At 52.3% G+C, this 20121-nt stretch carries 24 protein-coding genes; 14 read left to right on the top strand and 10 right to left on the bottom strand.

The genetic code is table 11. The annotated features are described in order from the left end of the window. Window positions 1-5 precede the first annotated feature (5 nt). From motB to V8L71_RS04320, 9 genes are all read right to left on the bottom strand, one after another. Window positions 6-932 (bottom strand): flagellar motor protein MotB, encoded by a 927-nt coding sequence (gene motB, locus V8L71_RS04280; RefSeq protein ID WP_101145824.1) that lies wholly within the window; start codon window positions 930-932, stop codon window positions 6-8. Continuing rightward, window positions 929-1798: a flagellar motor stator protein MotA gene (gene motA, locus V8L71_RS04285; protein WP_101145825.1), complete on the bottom strand. Its 870-nt coding sequence runs from the start codon at window positions 1796-1798 to the stop codon at window positions 929-931. Before motA ends, motB begins: the two co-directional genes overlap by 4 nt. 252 nt (window positions 1799-2050) lie before the next feature. Beyond that, window positions 2051-2593, bottom strand: coding sequence for a flagellar transcriptional regulator FlhC (gene flhC, locus V8L71_RS04290; protein WP_336273272.1), 543 nt, complete (start codon window positions 2591-2593; stop codon window positions 2051-2053). Next, on the bottom strand, window positions 2590-2922 hold the full coding sequence (gene flhD / locus V8L71_RS04295) for a flagellar transcriptional regulator FlhD (protein WP_101145827.1): 333 nt from the start codon (window positions 2920-2922) through the stop codon (window positions 2590-2592). The genes flhC and flhD overlap by 4 nt, the downstream gene beginning before the upstream one ends. Before the next feature lie 106 nt (window positions 2923-3028). Further along, window positions 3029-3322, bottom strand: coding sequence for an EscU/YscU/HrcU family type III secretion system export apparatus switch protein (locus tag V8L71_RS04300; protein WP_176303443.1), 294 nt, complete (start codon window positions 3320-3322; stop codon window positions 3029-3031). Continuing rightward, a complete protein-coding gene (gene fliK / locus V8L71_RS04305) occupies window positions 3306-4565 on the bottom strand; it encodes a flagellar hook-length control protein FliK (RefSeq protein ID WP_336273273.1) in 1260 nt (419 codons plus the stop codon). The genes V8L71_RS04300 and fliK overlap by 17 nt, the downstream gene beginning before the upstream one ends. Then, window positions 4562-4972 (bottom strand): flagellar protein FliT, encoded by a 411-nt coding sequence (gene fliT / locus V8L71_RS04310; protein WP_336273274.1) that lies wholly within the window; start codon window positions 4970-4972, stop codon window positions 4562-4564. The genes fliK and fliT overlap by 4 nt, the downstream gene beginning before the upstream one ends. Window positions 4973-4979: 7 nt before the next feature. Next, entirely contained in the window at window positions 4980-5396 is a 417-nt protein-coding gene (gene fliS, locus V8L71_RS04315; protein ID WP_101145830.1) for a flagellar export chaperone FliS, read from the bottom strand. Window positions 5397-5598: 202 nt separating this feature from the next. Further along, a complete protein-coding gene (locus tag V8L71_RS04320) occupies window positions 5599-7287 on the bottom strand; it encodes an HD domain-containing phosphohydrolase (RefSeq protein WP_101145831.1) in 1689 nt (562 codons plus the stop codon). 321 nt (window positions 7288-7608) lie between these two features. Between V8L71_RS04320 and V8L71_RS04325 the strand changes: the two genes are divergently transcribed. Then, a complete protein-coding gene (locus tag V8L71_RS04325) occupies window positions 7609-7977 on the top strand; it encodes a flagellar protein FlaG (RefSeq protein WP_101145832.1) in 369 nt (122 codons plus the stop codon). A 4-nt stretch (window positions 7978-7981) separates the two neighbouring features. Here the strand turns inward: V8L71_RS04325 and fliE are convergent, their stop codons facing one another. Further along, window positions 7982-8314 carry a flagellar hook-basal body complex protein FliE gene (gene fliE, locus V8L71_RS04330; RefSeq protein ID WP_336273275.1) on the bottom strand — a complete coding sequence of 111 codons (333 nt, stop codon included), beginning with the start codon at window positions 8312-8314 and terminating at the stop codon, window positions 7982-7984. A 255-nt stretch (window positions 8315-8569) separates the two neighbouring features. Here fliE and fliF point away from each other — a divergent pair, with 255 nt between their 5' ends. The 13 genes from fliF (at window position 8570) to fliR (ending at window position 20119) form a co-directional block, all read left to right on the top strand. After that, on the top strand, window positions 8570-10354 hold the full coding sequence (gene fliF / locus V8L71_RS04335; protein ID WP_336273276.1) for a flagellar basal-body MS-ring/collar protein FliF: 1785 nt from the start codon (window positions 8570-8572) through the stop codon (window positions 10352-10354). Next, window positions 10347-11354: a flagellar motor switch protein FliG gene (gene fliG, locus V8L71_RS04340; RefSeq protein ID WP_101145835.1), complete on the top strand. Its 1008-nt coding sequence runs from the start codon at window positions 10347-10349 to the stop codon at window positions 11352-11354. The genes fliF and fliG overlap by 8 nt, the downstream gene beginning before the upstream one ends. Beyond that, window positions 11347-12117, top strand: coding sequence for a flagellar assembly protein FliH (locus V8L71_RS04345; protein ID WP_336273277.1), 771 nt, complete (start codon window positions 11347-11349; stop codon window positions 12115-12117). The genes fliG and V8L71_RS04345 overlap by 8 nt, the downstream gene beginning before the upstream one ends. A gap of 11 nt (window positions 12118-12128) precedes the next feature. Then, entirely contained in the window at window positions 12129-13535 is a 1407-nt protein-coding gene (gene fliI / locus V8L71_RS04350; protein ID WP_336273278.1) for a flagellar protein export ATPase FliI, read from the top strand. After that, entirely contained in the window at window positions 13532-13984 is a 453-nt protein-coding gene (gene fliJ, locus V8L71_RS04355) for a flagellar export protein FliJ (protein ID WP_336273279.1), read from the top strand. The genes fliI and fliJ overlap by 4 nt, the downstream gene beginning before the upstream one ends. 19 nt (window positions 13985-14003) lie before the next feature. Next, a complete protein-coding gene (locus V8L71_RS04360) occupies window positions 14004-15473 on the top strand; it encodes a flagellar hook-length control protein FliK (protein WP_336273280.1) in 1470 nt (489 codons plus the stop codon). Between the two features lie 175 nt (window positions 15474-15648). Continuing rightward, the gene (gene fliL, locus V8L71_RS04365) at window positions 15649-16125 is read left to right on the top strand and encodes a flagellar basal body-associated protein FliL (RefSeq protein WP_336273281.1); all 477 of its coding nucleotides are present in this window, start codon (window positions 15649-15651) and stop codon (window positions 16123-16125) included. A gap of 21 nt (window positions 16126-16146) precedes the next feature. Continuing rightward, window positions 16147-17202: a flagellar motor switch protein FliM gene (fliM, locus tag V8L71_RS04370; RefSeq protein ID WP_336273282.1), complete on the top strand. Its 1056-nt coding sequence runs from the start codon at window positions 16147-16149 to the stop codon at window positions 17200-17202. Further along, window positions 17199-17723, top strand: a complete 525-nt coding sequence (gene fliN / locus V8L71_RS04375; RefSeq protein WP_336273283.1) for a flagellar motor switch protein FliN — start codon at window positions 17199-17201, stop codon at window positions 17721-17723. Before fliM ends, fliN begins: the two co-directional genes overlap by 4 nt. Beyond that, window positions 17720-18163: a flagellar biosynthetic protein FliO gene (gene fliO / locus V8L71_RS04380; protein WP_336273284.1), complete on the top strand. Its 444-nt coding sequence runs from the start codon at window positions 17720-17722 to the stop codon at window positions 18161-18163. Before fliN ends, fliO begins: the two co-directional genes overlap by 4 nt. 8 nt (window positions 18164-18171) lie before the next feature. Beyond that, window positions 18172-18984, top strand: a complete 813-nt coding sequence (fliP, locus tag V8L71_RS04385; protein ID WP_489686891.1) for a flagellar type III secretion system pore protein FliP — start codon at window positions 18172-18174, stop codon at window positions 18982-18984. Between the two features lie 69 nt (window positions 18985-19053). Further along, the gene (gene fliQ / locus V8L71_RS04390) at window positions 19054-19323 is read left to right on the top strand and encodes a flagellar biosynthesis protein FliQ (RefSeq protein ID WP_101145845.1); all 270 of its coding nucleotides are present in this window, start codon (window positions 19054-19056) and stop codon (window positions 19321-19323) included. 4 nt (window positions 19324-19327) lie between these two features. After that, entirely contained in the window at window positions 19328-20119 is a 792-nt protein-coding gene (gene fliR / locus V8L71_RS04395) for a flagellar biosynthetic protein FliR (protein ID WP_336273285.1), read from the top strand. Window positions 20120-20121 lie beyond the last annotated feature (2 nt).

Here is a 20121-nt window from a genome sequence, read left to right on the forward strand (position 1 = left end):
TCAGGTCACTCTGGGTCTTGCGCCTGAGGCTCGTCTTGTTGTGGTAATTCTGTTAGCGCTTCAGACGCATCGTCTGGCAGTGAAGCTCCCGGGCCCATAATGGCTGGATTACGGATCGCTTCGGCTATTTCTGGCAGCAGCACCACCAGCTCTATGCGCCGATTAATGGGGTCTGTTGGCTCAGTCTCCGGCAACATGACACGGTCTGCAAAGCCTGATACGCGAAGCAATTGATCTGGGTCAAACCCGCCGGCAATAAGCTCTCTACGCGACGCGTTGGCGCGATCATTGGAGAGTTCCCAGTTGCTATAGCCGCTATAGCCTCCCGCATAGGGAACGCTATCGGTATGGCCCCCAATACTTAGTTCATTGGGTAGCTCGTTAAGTAGTGGTGCGATAGTACGCAGTAGGCTGCGCATATAAGGCGCGACTTGGTCGCTACCCAACTCAAACATGGGCCGCTGATCCGTATCTAATAACTGTATGCGAAGCCCTTCTCGAGTGAGGTCAAAGCGCATCTGAGAGCGCAACTGACGTAGCTCGGGATCTCGCTCGATAGCTCGCTCAATACGCTCTTGCACATTCATAAAGAAGCGTCGATCCTGCGAACTAGGGCGAGAGCGCTGAAGGCTATCAATCATTGCCCGCTCCCCATCGCTATGAGTGGGATCCGGCCCACCGCCAGGAATCGCACTGGTACTACCCGAACGATCGCCCCCCGTAATGGCGCTAATCAGTGGGGTACTGAAATACTCTGCTACGCCCCTGCGCGTCTCTTCGCTGGAAACGCTCAAAAGCCATAGCACCAAAAAAAAGGCCATCAGAGCGGTCATAAAATCCGCTAGGGCAATTTTCCAAGCACCACCGTGATGGGTATGGACGACTTTTTTGCGTCGAATAACGATTGGACGCTTGTCACCACCCTTACTCATGCGCTACCGGCCTTTTTTGCATCTCTCACATACTCTTCAAGCTCTATAAAGCTCGGGCGCTCGGCGGTAAAGAGTGCTTTGCGGCCAAACTCAACGGCCAACTGCGGCGCGTACCCATGCAAGCTTGCAAGCAATGTAATGCGAATACACTGCAGCATTTTTTCGGCTTCTTTAGCCTGCCGTTCGATGTAGCTTGCGAGAGGGCTAACAAAGCCATAGCCCAGCAAAATACCCAAGAAGGTGCCCACTAGCGCTTGGCCGATCATTACGCCCATCTGAGCTGGCGTAGCATCGGCATAGGTGAGTGTTTTAACGACCCCCATCACCGCCGCCACAATGCCGAAGGCAGGCATGGCATCGCCGACTTTGGCAATGGCATCAATGGGGATATGGGCTTCCTGCTCGAAGACTTCAATTTCATGTAGCATCAACTCATCGATTTCCATAGGCTCCATCCCGCCACTGACCATTAAGCGCAGATAGTCCGTCAGGAAATTCATGATGTGGGGATCAGCTAATACCGTTGGGTGCTCTTGAAACAGAGGGCTCTCTTGCGGGTTATCAATATCGCGCTCAATGCCTAGCATGCCCTCGCGGCGAATTTTGGACAGTAGCTTGTACTGCAGCGCCATGAGCTCCATATAAAGCGCTTTGTTATATTTTTTCGCCCGTTTGAGCCGCGGCAGAATTTTAAACGTTGCTTTGATCGCTTTGCCATTGTTGGCAGCGATAAATGCGCCTACCCCAGCACCGCCGATGATGAGTAACTCTAGCGGTTGGTAGAGAGGGCCTAAACTGCCGCCTGCCAGTACATAGCCACCAAATACAGATAGCAATACGATCACATAGCCTAGAGGTATCAGCACAAGCAAGGTCCTTGCGGTATTCAGTGTTAAGTAAGGGAACCAAAACTTAGCCACCTGATCTGATGGTTAAGAAATGTTCCATCCAAAGCACAATTTAGACCCATTATACTAGGGCTAAGCTGCTGTTTAATGAAAAAGTATCATTGGCTTTTGCGTCTATCTACGCCATTGCACTCATATTTTATTATTAAGTATCTATCCCTACGTCTTATACCTTAATTACAGCTAATGGGCGCGTAGTAGATTGAGTTGTTACATTTTTTCACTATTCTCCTGCTGTGCTTTGCCTGTTTTTCCCGCCCGTGAAGGTGGCTGGCATATGCCACATACGTAGTGCTGAGCAGGACTATGCGCATGCGCCACAAACTGGCCGGTGCAACGTGTACATTGATTGCGCTGTAGCAAATCGCTTTCAAAAAACCGTACTAATGTCCAAGCGCGCGTCAACCCAAGCACCGGCTCCACCTTTTCCAACGACATTTGCTCGTCATAAAGCCGATATGCTTTAACGAAGGCATCAATTCGTTCACAACCTGCGGTCTCTTTTAGGCTTATATAAATGTTAAAAAACAGCGACGAATGAACGTTGGGTAGCCAAGTAATAAACCAATCAGTAGAGAACGGCAGCATCCCCTTGGGGGGCGACATGCCCCGCACTTCCTTATACAGCTTGATCAAACGCGTGCGGCTTAATTCCGTTTCTGTTTCCAGCACCTGCAAGCGCGCGCCCAGCTCAATCAATTCGATTGCCAGTTGCACTTGGTGCATTTCATCGACCAAGCTTTTCTGGCTCACTTCACTTCTCCTGACGGCATTGGCTCAAATGGTTCACTAGCCAGCAGCAGCGAAGCATGGAGCCCAGCCAAGCCCTGGTCACGAGGGTTGTCAGTGAGTTGGCGCAGACGTTCGGCACTCGTTTGACTGAACCGGCACAATAGCTGGCTGGTGCGTGCCAGCTTGGTAAGCTGACGAGCATTGAGTGACACAAGTAGCTCGGCAACCTCGCTATCTATTTTCAGGCGAAACATGGCGGCCTCGCGATCTTCATCAAGCAAGCGCTGCGCCAGAAGTAAATAAGCTAAATTTATTTCCTGAATTTCATCGAGAAAGTTGGTTTGACTCATGATGTCCCATTAAATGACTCAGGCGCGATATGTTGACCATTGTACTGGCGCCATTAATGACTTTTTATTACCTATCCTCATGGTTGCATACAACGTCTGTAATTGGCTACTCAGGTATTTCACGATGACTTAGCCCTTCTTCTGAAAGCTCAAACACCCATACCAAGAGTTCCGCGACAATTTGATAAAGTCCGGCGGGGATTTCCGCGTCCAAATCTAGCTGCATTAAGAGCGCTACCAGCTCGGGCGCATCGTGCACATAAATACCCTGACGTTGAGCCTCTGCCATAATGCGTTCGGCCAGATCTCCATAGCCTTTCGCCACAACACGAGGGGCGCGATCATTCTCTTGATAAGCCAGCGCAACAGCTTGACGACGACGCTCACCCGGCGTGGCCATGGGCTACCTCCGCTTCGACATAACGTGCGCGAAGCTGCACTTTCTGTAGGTCTAAAGCACTCAGGCGCTTCTCTAACGCTGGTAACCCAGCGTTAATTCGTTGATGAGCCTCTGTGCTTTCAGTGGTGAAATCGATACTCAGCACATTTCGGTAGAGCCATAACGACGCATTGAACGCCCCCAAGTTAGGAACGTCTAGCTGCATATCAGAACGCCCACCACCCTCTGGCTCACCCTCTTGCTGCTTGTTCTCTTGCCCCTCTTCACGAGCGGGCAAATTAATCACTAAGGCCATAAAAATACCTGCCCAAACATCGCCTTCCCAGCGAATAGTGGGCATCACCAACATCTCAAGCTGCTGACGCACTAGGCTCTGTAGGCTTTCATGCACGACATCCCGCGCTGGACGGTTAGCTATCAGCTCAGTCACTTCCCTTGCGTGACTTAGATCTACTCTTGCTTGATTACTCTCAGGCGCTGAACTGGGCATAGCAGCTGAAGGCGCCTGGGTAGCCGCACCTGGTGAATTCATAAGCGGAGCAGCCGCCACTAAATTCTGCCGAGGCGCCAAGCCATTTTCTTGAGTCACCGGTACTAACGGCACGTTAGGCAGGATAGTTACCCCTTGCCCAGCCGCCTGAGCCCCCGGTGTGACCAATGGTGCTAATCCCGTTAACCCATTGGTGACGCCCAACCCAGCGGGTAACAAGGGCGCCAAAGGGCGCGGCCCAGGCTGCATTTGAGGTTCATTCATTAACTGTTGGCGGGTTCCCGCGCCCTGGAACCACCGTTTTAAATGCGACTCGTAGAACAGCCCGCTGTCGCGGATGCTCGCTTCCAAGCGGGTCGCAACGGCGCTGACTCCGGGTGCTTCTGGGCTGGTGAAAAGAGGCGCTTCGGGTCGCATGACGGAGGGAGGTGCTGGAAAGCGCAGCAGCACGTCAGCAATAGTTCGTGCAGCGGGGCTAAAATGGGTTTGGGTTGACCCCGGCGGAGAAGGCAGCGGCTCACCGCGGGGTAGCGCTTTTCCACCATCAAGAGGAAGGGGCAAGCGCTTTAAATCATTTAATGGTGTCGCTGGCGCTCTTCCATCTAAATTAGCGTCACGCATTACGGCACGCGGCCCTTCTCCAGGCGCAACGGGCTTAACTGGTTGATCTAACGCCCGCTGCAGCGACACCTCCCCTTGTCGCCCTAACACTTGGTTCAAGAGCGTATCAATGAGAGGGGTAATACCGCTCACGATGACCCCGTAACATCAGCATCATCGGCGGCATAGGACACCCCTGCGCCCCGCTGGGGTGCATAAGCGCGATGCAAGTCGCGCTGACGTTGCGACACCCCAATTAGCTTACCCAGCTCATCTCGACGTGCTACCAAGCGACGCCGGATATCAACATCGTGCTCAAGTATGCTCTCAAGCAACTCTGCCTTTCGTTGTTGGGCAGCACCGTCAAGCAGCACGGTCGCATCCAACTCACGCAGTTGCTCCACTAACACAACATAGTTGGTACGTTGGTCAATGAGCTCGGCCCACTGCTCAGCATTGGCAAGTTCATGCATGTATTCAACGCTGCTCAATAGCGCTTCGTAACTAGCAAGCAATGACTGTTGAGCATTTTGGTCACAAGCGGTGGTAGAAGCTAACATTATTGCCTCACGCGCTCTGCTGTTGGCCAATATCGCGCCACGCTGAGCCAATATCTTCAAGCAAACGCTCGGCTTGATTTAAGCTCTCTTCATCGTTACGCAGATTAGCCGCCAACAGCAGGCGTACAATATAGTCATACAAAGACGCTAAGCGCTCGGCAATTTCTCCACCTTTCTCCTGATCGAGCGCGGCGGCGAGACCGTTATTAACGATATCAAGCGCTTTTGATATCGATTTACCTTTCTCAGCTATATTGCCTGCCTGCATATGAATGCGGGCAGCGCGAATAGCCGCTTGAGCGCCGTCAAATAACATCACAATAAGTTGATGTGGGTCTGCCGACATCACTCCGCTTTCTACGCCGATACGCGCATAAGCGTTAGCTCCACGCCCATAGGCGGCGCCACCGCGAGAGTAAGTCATAAGCGGAACTCCTGTGCGTGGTTTGGTTATCGCCTATAGCGGGGAACCACGAAGATTAAAAGATATAAAACAGCAAACTGCACGCTGCTACTATTAACTATCGGCGCGAGCCAGAGGGACTTTAACGTCTCGCAATGCTTTTTTACCCAGGCCTATTTGACGGCAACGAATGGCTAACCATTCACTAGCGCTTTTTGCACTTTCAGGTAGAAACAGCGATTTCGCCTACCGTTCGCCCAAGCCGCTCAGTGACATCGTCCTTTACTATCGCCCCGACATTGTCACGCATGGGCGGTTCAGCTTGCGGTGCAAGCAACACCTCGGTGGGATTACCCTTTGCATCTAGGCGCAATATCCAACCCTGTTGCTGGCTGGAAAAACGCGCCAGCGAACCCACAGGTAGCCCCTTGAAATGCTCGATATAGCGCTTGATCCAACGCATATCGAATTGATGTGGATGCTGTAATAAATGACGATAAATTTGCTGTACCGTTTTAGCGGGACGATCAGCGCGGTCACGCCTCATCGCCTCGACCACATCAACAACAGCACTGGCTTTCGCTAACTCACTGAGCTCAGTCCCACCTACTCCCTCAGGATAACCACTGCCGTCCATACGCTCATTAATCCCTCCAATAACGGCCTGCACAATCGCCACTGACAGCCACTGACAGCCGTGCAAGCGATCTAACAGCAACTGGACATGCTCGCTGACTACTTTTCGATGACTTGCCTCAAAATGCGGCGCCTTAAACAACACCTGGGGAACCAGCGCCTTGCCAAGATCATGAATAAGACCACTGGCGACAATCGCTTTGCGCAATTCTCGCGGCATACTCGCGCCCACAAAATCAAGCAAATGAATGGCCACTGCAATGCCGTGGCGCACCACCAAAGGCTCTGGAAATAAGCAGCGGGAGGCAAACAGCAAGGCTTCACGATCCTCATCGTGAAGATCCAATATTCGATCAGCATAACGAGAGAGCTGGCGCCCATCGATATCACTGCCTTGCTGCAACGATAGTAGCTGCGCATCTAAATAGGCGGCTACCTTTACCAGTCGTCGCGCCATCGGCGTGGCGTAACGCTTAACATCTCGTCGCCCCAGTAGCTCGTCTGCGCCAGAACGCTTATTCGGTAATACAAACAGTGGAGAGGGCTGGCGCTCGTCCTGTTGCTCTTTGTTATAACGGGCAGCCTCACGTTCAATTTCACACACAAAATACCAAATTTGGCGTTCTTGCTCCGCGCTGCACTCAACGAAGTTAAAACCAACACGCAGCAGGTGCCGTTCAGCATCAGTTTTTTGATGCCGGGCATCGCCAAGCACTTCAAAATAAGTGCCGTCAGGAAAGGTAAACGCCAACTTTAGCGAGTTAGCATCTTCTGCCAATAGACCACTGGCCGCTAACGGCAACTCAAGTTGGCAGCCGTCTTGGGAAAGGTCTTTTAGCTCGCCAGCCACCTCGGCATCCCCACTACCCAAACTGGCCGCCACCACCATCCCCATTCGCAACTCGGCGCGAAAGGATTCACGGCGCTGAAGTACGTCTAACGTCGCAGGGTAATCACTGCAACACAAAAAACGCCCACCTGCATGGCGCGTTTCCGTCAAGTGCAAGAGAGGTGTTTGAACCACTTTCCCCTGAGCCTGCCCGCGCAAGTAGAAAGCAGCACCGCCCTGCAAGTGGTGAAGCAAATAATCAACCGAGGAGAGATCCATCACCAAGGTTTGGTCCCGATGCTGCTCCATCAATACAATAGGTTCTGGACGCGCATCAGCCGTGGCGAGACACAGGGATACTCCGCCCGTTTCAATTAGCGCGTTCAGCAGAGACTCAATTACCGTTGTGCTTGCTACTGTTTCAAACTCATCCTGCTGCGCTGCCATGCTCGCCTCACTTACTCTTATGCGTTAATTAGTTCACCGCAAAGCGCAGAAGCATATCAGATGCCAACAGCGGGGCGTATGCACAAAAAGCCATCATTCCTATGCTTATTAAAAGACTATAGAAGCAGAGGCAGAAGAATATGTATCTGGCTCTTGCGCCAACAAACAGCCCCCCCCCCGGTGCAGCATAAAGTTTTTCTGCGCCATGCCGATAAAAAGGTAGAGGCGTATATTGATAATTAAAAATCCAAGCTGAAGCCGCCGTTACTCGCTGCTGCACCACAACCGGTTGCCAAAGCTAACTAAAGAGGAATGTGCCCCATGAGTTCATTACCCCCTGCTGAAGCAACCAAGCCGCTGACCTCGGTTCTCACCAACCTAAACCCGGGACAACGGCTAGAAAACACGCTGGCCCAGCTAGCGCCAACGAACATTCAAATTAAAAATATCGACCAAGACGAACGAGAAATCTCCGCTGACAAACTTATCGAGCCCATTCAACGCATTAACGAAGCGATGCGCCCACGCGGCTTAGAGTTTGAGTTAAGCGAAGAGACATCACGCGTCATTACACGAGTAATCGACCGAGAGTCTGGAGACGTCATACGCCAAATTCCCGCGGAAGAAGTACTAAAAATTGCTGAGCGGCTAGAGGCAATGCAAGGGCAGATCATCTCTTTGGAAGCCTAAAGCTCTACACTTGCATATTCATAACGTCACGATATGCAGACACTAAGCGATTGCGAACCTGAAGCCCCATTTGAAAAGCAACGCTGGATTTCTGCATATCAACCATCACATCGTTGAGCTGCAAGTTAGGGTCACCCGCCTGGAAAGCCATCGCCTGGCTGTTAGCCGTTTGCTGAAGACGGTTAATACGCTGAATGGAAGCCTGTAATTCACCGCCAAAACCGCCGTGCCCTACCGCTGTTGTCGCCTGAGCACCGCTAAGAGGCTGCGTGGATGCCGCCTGAGTTGCCAAGCTTTGCATTTGTTGTAGCGTAGCCTGTATTGCGGGAGTGCTCATACGCTTACCTCAATTCGCAAAAATGAACTAATGCAAAAAGCCTAACACTGAAGTGACTAACCTCATACGGACAAATGCGCATAAAAAGCGAAGCTTATCGCTCCTTTAGGCTGGACTAGTCACCGGATAATGGCGGCCATCACAATTCCGCTTCATCATTTTGGCGGATAACCGCGATTGACGGATATAGCCTATGCCTTCTTTGGTGATGCGCCTGGGCCGACGCCAGTTTTGCCTGCCCCTTAGGAGGGTCGCATGAGCGAAACCGGTGCAACGGCAGGCCGTCAAACTAGTACGAATCAAGCCGCCCCTCGCAGTGGCGGTACAGCTAATGGAAGTACCGAACGTGATGCCGCCAGCGACTCGGCCTTTGGGCGTACGCTGAAGCAACTGCGTGGCAATCCATTGGTGGCGCTACTCATCGCCGGCGCCGCCTCTATTGCCATTGTGGCAGCCCTCTTCATGTGGGCCAGCAGCCCAGAGTATCGCGTTCTTTATAGCAACCTGAGCGAAGCCGATGGCGGAGGCATCATCAACGAGCTTGATGCCCGCGGCATTCCCTATCAGTTCAGCGAGGGCGGCCAAGCATTAATGGTGCCTAGCGACCAAGTCCACACCTTGCGCTTGCAACTAGCTGAACAGGGCCTTCCCCGTGGCGGCAATTTGGGCCTGGAATTGATGGATAGCCAGGCGTTTGGGATTAGCCAATTTGCTGAGCAGATTAATTATCAGCGCGGTCTGGAAGGCGAGCTGGCGCGCTCAATTGAATCACTAGGCCCAGTAGAAGGCGTTCGCGTCCACCTCTCCATGGCCAAGCCATCGGTGTTTATTCGCGATCGTGAACCTGCGAAAGCATCTGTGGTGCTCACCCTATTACCCGGCCGCGTGCTGGGTGAAGGGCAAGTTAGCGCTATCGTCCACATGGTCTCAGGCAGCGTTCCCGACCTTGCCGCTGAAGACGTCACCGTGGTTAATCAGGATGGTCGCTTGCTGTCTGCCGAAACAGGCAGCGGAAACGATCTCGATGGTTCGCAGCTTGAGTATATTGTCGAAGTTGAGCGCTCCTACCAGCAGCGTATTGAACATATTTTAACGCCCATTTTAGGTCGCGATAATGTGCGTGCCCAAGTTGCCGCACAAATAGACTTCTCACGACGCGAGGAAACGTCTGAACGCTACGGCCCCAATCAGCCACCTAACGAAGCCGCCGTGCGTAGCCGTCAGCTCAGCCTTGCCTTCGATGGCGAAGACCCATTGGCCACTGGCATTCCAGGTGCGCTAAGCAATACACCGCCAGGCACCCTGCCCTCCCCTATTAATGAACCAGCGGAAGAGGGCGACCCAGAAGTTGACGACCAGCAAGAGGACGCGCCCCCTGAAGCGCTGCGTAACTTACGCCAAGACGACGTTATCAACTACGAAGTTGATCGCAGCATTGAGCATGTGCAACACCGTCTCGGCCAGATCGAGCGGCTATCCGCCGCAGTGGTCGTAAACTACCGCTCGGAAATGAACGATGAAGGCGAGTGGGTTGACGTTGCGCTAACCGATGAAGAAGTTGCCCAGATTGAGCGCTTGGTTCGTCAAGCAATGGGCTTTTCGCAGCTTCGTGGCGATGAGGTAGAAGTCGTCAATTCACCCTTCGCGCGCAGTGTTGATGAAACCACTGACGTCGTGTGGTGGCAGCAACCCAACACCCTTTCAATAGCCGCCACTGTAGGTCGCTACTTGCTGGTTGCGCTGGCTATCTTATTACTCTACCTACTGATTTTGCGCCCCTTAATTAAGCGCTATACCCAATCCCCGGTTATGGCAACTGCAGTACCTGGCGGTACGTTGGCCGCGAGCGTAGGCGACGAAGAAGATGGCGAAGAGGGTGAAGAGTCCTCTGATGAGGGCGATGAGACCTACGCTAAGCCCAAGCGGCGGCGTAAGACCTCACTTTATGAGCATAACCTCAATGACCTGCGTGAAATGGCCCAGGAAGACCCCCGCATGGTCGCGATGATCATTCGTAGCTGGATGCATGCTAATGAGTAGTTCAATTGCTGAAATGAGCGGTGCCCGCAAGAGCGCCGTCTTATTGCTTGCACTCGATGAAGACAGTGCCGCTGAGGTCTTTAAGTACCTTGGTGCCAATGAAGTGCAAGAAATTAGTATGGAGATGGCCCGTCTGAATCAGGTCTCCCATGACGACATGAAAGCGGTGCTCGAAGCTTTCCATAAAGAAACCGAAGAGTTTGTAGCGCTTAACCTGAATTCAAGCGACCACATCCGCTCGGTGCTGACCAAAGCACTGGGTAGCGAACGCGCCACTAGCCTGATCGAAGATATTCTCGAAACGACGGGCGGTAACTCTGGCATCGACGCACTCAATCTCATGGAAGCCTCCATGGTGTCTGAGTTGATTCGCGACGAACATCCACAAATTATTGCGACTATTCTGGTTCACCTGGATCGTCATCAAGCTGCTGATATCCTGGAGCTATTTGAAGAAAAGCTACGCAATGATGTCGTTCTAAGGATTGCCACCTTTAGCGGCGTTCAGCCCGCCGCCTTACAGGAACTGACCGAAGTGCTTACCAGTATGCTCGACGGCCAGAACCTCAAGCGCAGCAAAATGGGCGGCGTAAGAACAGCGGCCGAGATTCTTAACTTAATGAACTCTTCTCAAGAAGAGACCGCCATCGAAACCGTTCGCTCGCACAGCGAAGATTTGGCACAGAAAATCATCGACGAAATGTTCCTATTCGAGAATCTGCTCGACCTCGACAACCGTGCCATTCAAATGGTGCTTCAGGAAGTCGATACCAACTCGCTGGTGGTGGCCCTTAAAGGTGCTCAGGACGCCTTAGTGGACAAATTCCTGCGCAATATGTCGCAGCGCGCCGCCGACTTAGTGCGCGAAGATATGGAAGCCCGTGGCCCCATCCGCGTCTCTCAAGTGGAGACCGAGCAGAAAGCCATTTTGCAGGTTGTGCGGCGCTTAGCTGATTCAGGTGAAATTGTCCTAGCAGGTGGAGATGATGAGTATGTCTAATACTCACTCGCCTAAATTTGATCGCCATGGCGATTGGCGCCGCTGGCAAATGGATGAGCTGGCCACCACGGCTGAGCGCGTTGCTGATGGCGAGGTACCCACGACTCACCAACGCAAGGTACAGGCGGCGCAAAAGGCAGCCGAACTGGCGCGCCAGCGTGAAGAGAAAGAGCGCCAGGAACTCCATGACCGTATTCGCCTGGAAGCGGAAGAAGAAGGCTATAAGGCAGGCTTTGAACAGGGCCACAAAGAGGGAATGGAAAAAGGCTTGTCAGAAGCCGCTGAGCAGGCACAAGTGGAGTTACAAGAGCAAATTCGGCTAACCGTTACTCCGCTGAACAACCTCGCCAAGCAATTTTCTGATGCACTAGAGCGCATTGACGACACCATCGCCCATGACCTGGTTGAGTTAGCGCTAGCGACCGGCAGACAGCTTGCCAGTGATGCCATACAGGAAACGCCTGAGCAGATTTTAGCGATGGTGCGCGAACTTCTGCACACCGAGCCGCCCTTGGTAGGTCAGCAGCGCTTGTGGCTCAATCCCAATGATCACTCTTTGGTAGAAGAACACTTAGGTAATGAACTTAAGGCCGCCAACTGGAAGCTGCAGCCCGATGATCAACTTGCCCGTGGCGGCTGCCGGGTCACCAGTGCTCAAGGGGAAATTGACGCGACTTTCGAAAGCCGCTGGCAGACCATTCAAGCTCAGTCGCGCAAACGTGGCCTCAATTCACCACCACCTTCTAACGTCCCCACATCCTAGGCACATACGCTATGGCAGATACTACCTGTCCCCATCAACATCGCTGGAATAAGGCAGTGCGACGCACGCAGCAGCGCGTCAGTCATTTGCCGCGTTACCGCAATAGCGGTCGCGTCATTCGCGCGACAGGTATGGTGATTGAGGTGGTCGGGTTACGGGTGGCCGTCGGCAGCGCATGTCGCATTGAATTACCGGGCAGTGATGGTCGCTTGGCTGATAGTGACAAACACGCTGAAGCCGAGGTGGTCGGCTTCGCCGGTGACAAACTGTTTTTAATGCCGCTAGAAGAGGTTTCCGGGTTAATGCCTGGCGCACGCGTCTCCCCATTGGATGAAGGCGGTAGCAACAGCGCACGGCGATTCCCAGTAGGCGAAGATTTGCTAGGCCGCGTGCTTGATGGCAACGGCAATCCGCTTGATGATCGCGAAAACTTACTCAAAAACATAGAAGAAACCCCTCGTGCAACACTCAGCACGCCCTCCCTTAATCCCCTTTCACGCGCCCCTATTGAAGAACAGATCGATGTCGGCATCCGCGCGATTAATGCGCTGCTAAGCGTAGGGCGAGGGCAACGGATGGGGCTTTTTGCAGGTTCAGGGGTGGGTAAATCGGTACTGCTAGGGATGATGGCCCGCTATACCAAGGCCGATGTGATTGTTGTTGGCTTGATTGGTGAACGGGGCCGTGAAGTACAGGACTTTATCGACAATATTTTGGGCCCGGAAGGTCGGCGGCGTGCCGTGGTAGTGGCAGCCCCCGCTGATACCTCGCCACTGCAACGCTTACAGGGCGCGGCTTACGCGACCCGCCTAGCGGAAGGCTTTCGCGATGAAGGCCGTAATGTGCTGCTGATTATGGATTCGCTGACTCGCTATGCCATGGCCCAGCGGGAAATTGCCCTGGCTATCGGTGAACCGCCCGCCACCAAAGGCTATCCGCCGTCAGTGTTTGCCAAATTACCTAGTTTAGTAGAGCGCGCAGGCAATGCTGAGCGCGGCGGCGGCTCGATAACAGCGTTTTATACCGTCCTTACGGAAGGTGACGATCAGCAGGATCCGATTGCCGATGCTGCTCGCGCCATCTTAGACGGGCACATTGTGTTATCAAGAACATTAGCAGAAGCAGGACACTATCCTGCCATTGATATTGAAGCGTCCATCAGCCGGGCGATGACCTCGATCACCGCTCCTGAGCAACTCCAGGAAGCGCGTGTTTTCAAGCAGCTGTTTTCGCGCTACCAGCGTAACCGGGACCTTATTAGTGTCGGTGCCTACAGCCCTGGCCACGACCCACAGCTCGACGAGGCGGTGAAAAGGTTCCCTTCATTAGAGAACTTCCTTCAACAAAATATTAATGAGAGCGCAACGCTTGCCGATTCTCGCCAAGCGCTGCGCTCACTGGTGGGAGGGCGTACATGAGTACATCGCAACTCGAAATGCTAACCGACTTAGCCAGAGACTCACGCGATCAAGCGGGCAAAGTACTGGCGCAAGAGCGCCAAACAGAACAGCAAACGACCGCTCAGCTACAGTCGCTGCTGAGCTACCGAGCCGAGTATGCTGAGCGATTGCAGAAAGCGATGCGCGATGGCATTGACCCTGCCACCATGTACAACTATCAACAATTTCTGGCCTCGTTGGATGCAGCCCTAAGCCGTGCCCGGCAAGCGTTAGCGACACAGCAGGCAAGCGTTCAGCAGAGTCAAAAGAACTGGCAACAAGAGCAGCGCAAGCTCTCTTCCTACGATACACTGGCGTCGCGTCGACTGTTAGAAGAGCACCGCCGCAGCGAGCGTCATGAACAAAAAACTAACGATGATCTGGTGACTAGCCGTTTGGCTCGTCAGCATAACGACACTCCGCATTAGCGGTGCCAGGGAACTGACTATGACTATTCACCAGTTGCTTTCGGCCAGCCAAAGTTCGCCTCAGACGCAGTCTCATGGCACTTTCAGCCGGCAAGGCTCACCCAACGGTTTTTTCCAGCAAGCGCTTTCACAAGCTTCTGCCGCCCAAAGCCTGTCTGCGCCTACACTTAGCGAGACTGGCTCGTTACAGAAATCTTCACCTCAAGCACAGCTCAGTACACTTAGCAGCCTCTTGTCAGACGCGCTAGAAATGGATAGCGAGAACTTGAGCGCCGCTCTTGAAGCACTCGGGCTTGATCTCAGTGAAAGCGACTTATCTGATCTACTGGCTCAGCTTGAACTGCCGAATTCAAAGATCAAAGTAGACACGCTGGAGCTTAATGGTGCGGAATCTGCCACGCCCCTTGACGAGATTGCTGCTCGTCTCGCCCTAATGGCTTCATTTTCTGAAAGTAGCCCTCAAGCACAGCCTGAATCACCAATGGCTCCGGCTGCCTTGGGAGTCATGACCGAACAGTTAAATATTAATCAGGATCAAATAAACGAACTTGCTTCAGCATTGAATGCCCTGATGAACCAAACTCAGAACACACAGCCCTTAGGCAATGTTTCCACACAGGATGCCAGCCCCTCTCTAGCGTTAGAGACTGTCGCCGAGCAGCTTAATATTAGCCAAGTTGAAGCAGCACAGTTGGTCTCCGCGCTAAATGGCCTGGTTGCCCAACGCCAGGGTGGTCAGAGCGATCAACCCTTGCCTGTTGATACAGCTCGCTTAACCAGCGCTCCTGCATCGGCTATGGACATTCAGGCTGCTCCACGAGCTCAACCGGATACTTTCTTTGCGCAAGTTAATACCAGCGCTGCCGCCACCTCACAGATCAGCAGCGAAGCCCTTATGGGGGCCCTAATGACGCTTGAGGGAGCACCAAAAGGAAGTCAATCCAGTGAGCACTTACCTACAGGCTTTTCGTTAGCCGCTGGCAGTGGTCCGTTAGCTTCAACACCTTCTGCACAAGGGTTTACTCCCACAGTCGCCCCGACACCCGCTGCCTTAACAACGCCCTTTACAAGCCCTGCCTGGCCACAACAGCTTGGCCAACAGTTGGTGCAGATTTCACAGCGTGGGGGCGAACAACACGTCCAAATGCAGTTGAATCCAGCAGAGCTAGGGCCGCTATCTATCTCTTTAAAATTTGGTGAACAAGGGGCGCAAGCACACTTTTTGTCCGCCCATGCTCAGGTGCGACAAGTACTTGAACAAGCGATTCCTCAATTAAGGGAAGCATTGGCTGAACAAGGTATTTCGCTAGGCGAGACATCGGTAGGAGAACAGCGAGACCCTAATGCACAGGGCTTTGCCCAATCAGGCGGTGGACGAGGGACAGGAATAGGCAGTGACAGTGGCGATGAAGGCGAGGGTGAGAAACTCTCGTTAAGTGCCGAAAGCAGCCCACTGATCATCGATGGACGAGTCGACCTTTACGCTTAGCCCTTTACGCTTAATAGGGGTCGCCTGACTCTGTATGATTATTCTGGTGCCGAGCACACGAGATAACTAAACCAAAAGATAGGCTTGCCAAACAAGCCTGTTCATTTCATCACCAGCATGCGCTTTAGGCATAATACTTTGCTAGTGATACGCATGGAGTTCACAGGAATCGCAAATGGCAGAAACAAGCGGCGGGTCAAAAAAACTGCTCTGGATAATGATTATCTTGGTGCTGCTGTCGTCGATAGGCGCAGCGGTCGCTATTTATATGGTAATCGACCAGCGTAAAGATGGTACAGAAACGGCAGAAGTGCAGCAGGCGATGGAGCGCGCGACGCCCATTTTTATGCGCATTGAACCCTTTACCGTCAACCTCGTCGATGACGGCTATGGCTCACGCTTACTCTATACAGGCCTGACCCTTCGCGTTGGGAACGATGAAAGCAAAGTTATTCTTGAAGAACATATGCCCCAAGTGCGTAGCCGTTTGTTAATGCTGCTTTCCGGCAAACAGGCTGATGAACTTACCTCAACGGAAGGTAAGCAGCAGCTTGCCCAGGCGATTGTTGACCGTCTAAACGTCCCGTTAACGGAAAATCAGCCGCCACTTGATTTGCGTGAAGTTTTATTCACTGAATTTATTGTGCAATAACCTCGGGAACTGGAGCCGTTCATGTCACAGGACGATCTACTGTCCCAGGAAGAAATTGACGCCCTGCTAAAGGGTGTTAGCGGAGACGATGAGCCATCGTCTTCCTCTTCCCAAATGCCAGATGAATCGCGTATTCGCGCTTACGATCCGGCGACTCAGCATCGCGTTATACGTGAGCGCTTGCATGCGCTAGATTTCATCAATGAGCGTTTCGCTCGTTACTTTCGAAATGGGCTGTTCAACCTATTACGGCGTAGTGCAGACATCACAGTAGAGTCAGTACGCTATCAGAGCTTTAGCGAGTTTTCTCGCAATGTGCCCGTGCCGACGAACCTGAATATTGTGTCGATGAAGCCGCTGCGCGGTTCTGCGCTCGTCGTGTTTCCACCGAACCTCGTTTTTATGGTGGTTGATAACCTCTTCGGTGGAGATGGTCGTTTTGTCACAAAATCGGACGGCCGCGAATTTACCAACACTGAACAGCGCATTATCCAGCGCTTGCTCAATCTTGCAATTGATGCTTATCAAGAAGCCTGGAAAGTCGTTTATCCACTTGACGTAAGTTTTTTGCGTTCAGAAGTACAGTCAAAATTTGCCAACATCACTAACTCACCCAACGAGATAGTGGTGAATACCAAGTTCAATATTGAAGTTGGCAATCTATCAAGCAATTTTCAGATATGCATGCCTTACGCCATGATCGAGCCGTTGCGGGATTTATTGGCCAACCCGATCAACGATAGTAACCACGACCAAGATGGTAGTTGGTCGCGCCGTATGGCGAGTGAGCTACGTCAATCAGAAGTAGAGCTGGTGGCAGAGTTTGCGCAGATACCCAGCCGTATCGCCCATGTCATGGGGCTAAAGAAGGGTGATGTCCTCCCACTAGACATTCCGAACTCTATTACCGCCAGCGTGGATGGTGTGCCTGTTATGCAGTGTGAGTACGGCAGCCAACGTCAACAGCATGCGCTGCGTGTCTTACATCTGATCGACCATGCCGCTATGAACAACGCATCGTCCAAAGACTTTATTAAAGTGCCTACGCGACAGAAAGCCAAGGAATCCAAAGCATGACTGATCCCAATAAGCCTAATCAGAACGTCTCTGAAGACGATTGGGCGGATGCCATGTCCGAGCAAGAAGACATCACCTCAAGTGCCGACGCCGCCAGCGAAGAGGAAGATCCGTGGGCAGCTGCCATGGCAGAGCAAGAAGCCGCAGAAGAGAGTTCAGAAGAGTCGGCTGCTGAACCAGAGCCTAAAGCGCCCGCTGCAAAATCAGCGAGTGATGATGTGTTCCGCCCCCTAAGCCCAGACAGCGGTTCCGCGCAGGCGCGCGAGCTTGAGATGATCATGGATATCCCGGTGAAGCTCACCGTGGAGTTAGGTCGTACCAAGCTAACCATTAAGCAATTGCTGGAGTTAGCACAAGGCTCTGTTATTGAGCTTGAAGGGCTCGCCGGGGAACCGATGGATATCTTGATTAATGGCTATTTAATCGCTCAAGGGGAAGTGGTTGTTATTGAAGATAAATACGGGATTCGTATCACTGAAATCGTTACACCTTCCGAACGTATTCACAAATTGAACCGATGAGCGTTGCTACCACCTCGGCTCAGAATGGCTCGCTTGATGCACTAGGCAACGGGGGCGAGTCATTAGTGGGCATGGCTGTTCTGGGTAAAACAGCCGCCGCTTTAGCCCTCGTTATTGCGATCATTTTAATTTGTACGGCGCTTTTAAAGCGCTGGAGCAACCACACCACTCGTCATGGCGCTCACTTACGTGTCGTGGGCAGCACGGCGGTGGGCAACCGTGAACGTGTTGTCATCGTTGAAGTGGAAGATACATGGCTGGTTATTGGTGTTGGCGGAGGACGTATTACTAAGTTACACGAACGCCCGGCTCCAGAAGAGCGTGCCCCCACCGCCTCATCTCCTCCTTCTTCGCGCTTTGCGCGACGCTTATCTAAAGCGCTAGCCGCTAGCCAGCGCAAAGGGGCAACCGCTCCCTCCGATCCCCATAAGACGCCATGAGGCAATGGATGCACCTTTCTTGGCCCTGTTTTTTTAAGCCATGTGTTTCAAAAAATTATATTTCTAAACGCGATGCCCAGCGCTGGCTATGGCTGATTAGCGCTATGGTCGTGTGCTTTATCGCCGCGCCAGTGCATGCTCAGCAAATACCCGGGATTATTTCGCAGCCCTTAGAGGATGGCGGGCAACAGTGGTCGCTTTCGCTGCAAACCCTGCTCTTTCTGAGCTCGCTAGCGTTTTTACCTTCAATGCTGCTGATGATGACCAGTTTTACACGCATCATCATTGTGCTTAGCCTATTGCGTACAGCAATGGGCACCCAGGCAACACCGCCCAATCAAGTGCTCTTGGGGATCGCACTGTTCTTAACTTTTTTTATTATGTCGCCGGTATTGGCACAAGTCTATGACAACGCCTGGGTGCCACTGACTAATGAAACAATAAATTTTGAAGAGTTTTTATTACTTGCCCAAGACCCCTTTCGTGAATTTATGCTTGCCCAAACCCGCGAGCCCGACTTGGCTTTATTCGTTCGCTTGGCGGATGTAGGCCCTATGCAAGGGCCAGAAGAGTTGCCTATGCGTGTTTTGTTGCCTGCCTTTGTTACCAGCGAACTGAAAACCGCTTTTCAAATTGGCTTTACTATTTTTATTCCGTTCTTAATCATCGACCTAGTTGTCGCCAGCACGCTGATGGCACTGGGGATGATGATGGTACCGCCCATCACAATCTCGTTACCCTTTAAACTGATGCTGTTCATTTTAGTGGATGGTTGGCAGCTTATTATTGGCTCGATGGCTGAAAGCTTTTACATGATATAGCGTGTTGTTGAAATAGCTTTTTATATCAAATAAGCCGTGGCGTTTTATACGCCGCAGAGGATTTTTGCTATGACCCCTGAAATGGTGATGAGCATTGCGTATCAAGGTATGCGTGTAACGCTTCTCCTTGCTGGCCCCATGCTGCTGGCCGCCCTGTTCACCGGCCTTATCATTAGTCTGTTTCAAGCAGCCACACAGATTAATGAAATGACGCTGACCTTCATTCCTAAGATTCTGGCCGTGTTTGCGGTACTGGTCTTTGCTGGCCCATGGCTGATTGGCTTGATTACCGACTTCACCCATCGCCTATTTACTAATATTCCTAATATGGTGATGTAAACCAATGGTCGAAGTCACTTTCGCACAGCTACAAGGGTGGCTAGTGGCTTTTTTATGGCCGTTTGCGCGCATCACTGCCTTTATGGCCGCCTCCCCGCTTTGGGGGCACTCCAGTGTTCCCAATCAAGCCAAAGTCGGCCTTGCTGCCCTCATTGCCATTGTGATTGCGCCGATTCTACCGGCCATGCCGGCTATCGCCGTCATGTCCTGGGCAGGCATCGGCATTATGATCGAACAGATCCTGATCGGCTTGGCGATGGGTCTCGTCATGCATATCATTTTTGCGGTTGTTCAAGCAGCCGGGGACTTTATCGGCCTACAAATGGGCCTAGCATTTGCGAGCTTTTTTGATACATCGAGCGGCACCAACATTATGGTGCTATCGCGTATTCTCTATATGATCACACTGCTCATGTTTTTGGCGATGAATGGCCATTTAATGGTGCTTGAAACCCTGATTATGAGCTTCCGAACACTGCCCATTGGCATTGGGACGTTCAACCCAGATGCGTTTATCTTGCTAGCCCGCTACGCGGGGACGATTTTTGCGGCGGGTATGTTATTGGCACTGCCGCTAGTGGGCTCCCTACTAACCATCAACCTGGCATTGGGCATACTGAACCGCTCCGCCCCCCAGCTCACCGTCTTCAATATCGGCTTCCCCACCTCACTCATCGTGGGTCTGATATTGATGATGGTATTAATGACCGATATTAGCCGCTTTCTGCAGCGGTTATTTACTCAAGGATTAGATTTTCTGCAAAACCTAATCGAAACGATGGCACCTATAACCTAAAA

The sequence above is a fragment of the Vreelandella indica genome, assembly GCF_037070225.1.
In the GTDB taxonomy this organism is placed as follows: domain Bacteria; phylum Pseudomonadota; class Gammaproteobacteria; order Pseudomonadales; family Halomonadaceae; genus Vreelandella; species Vreelandella arctica.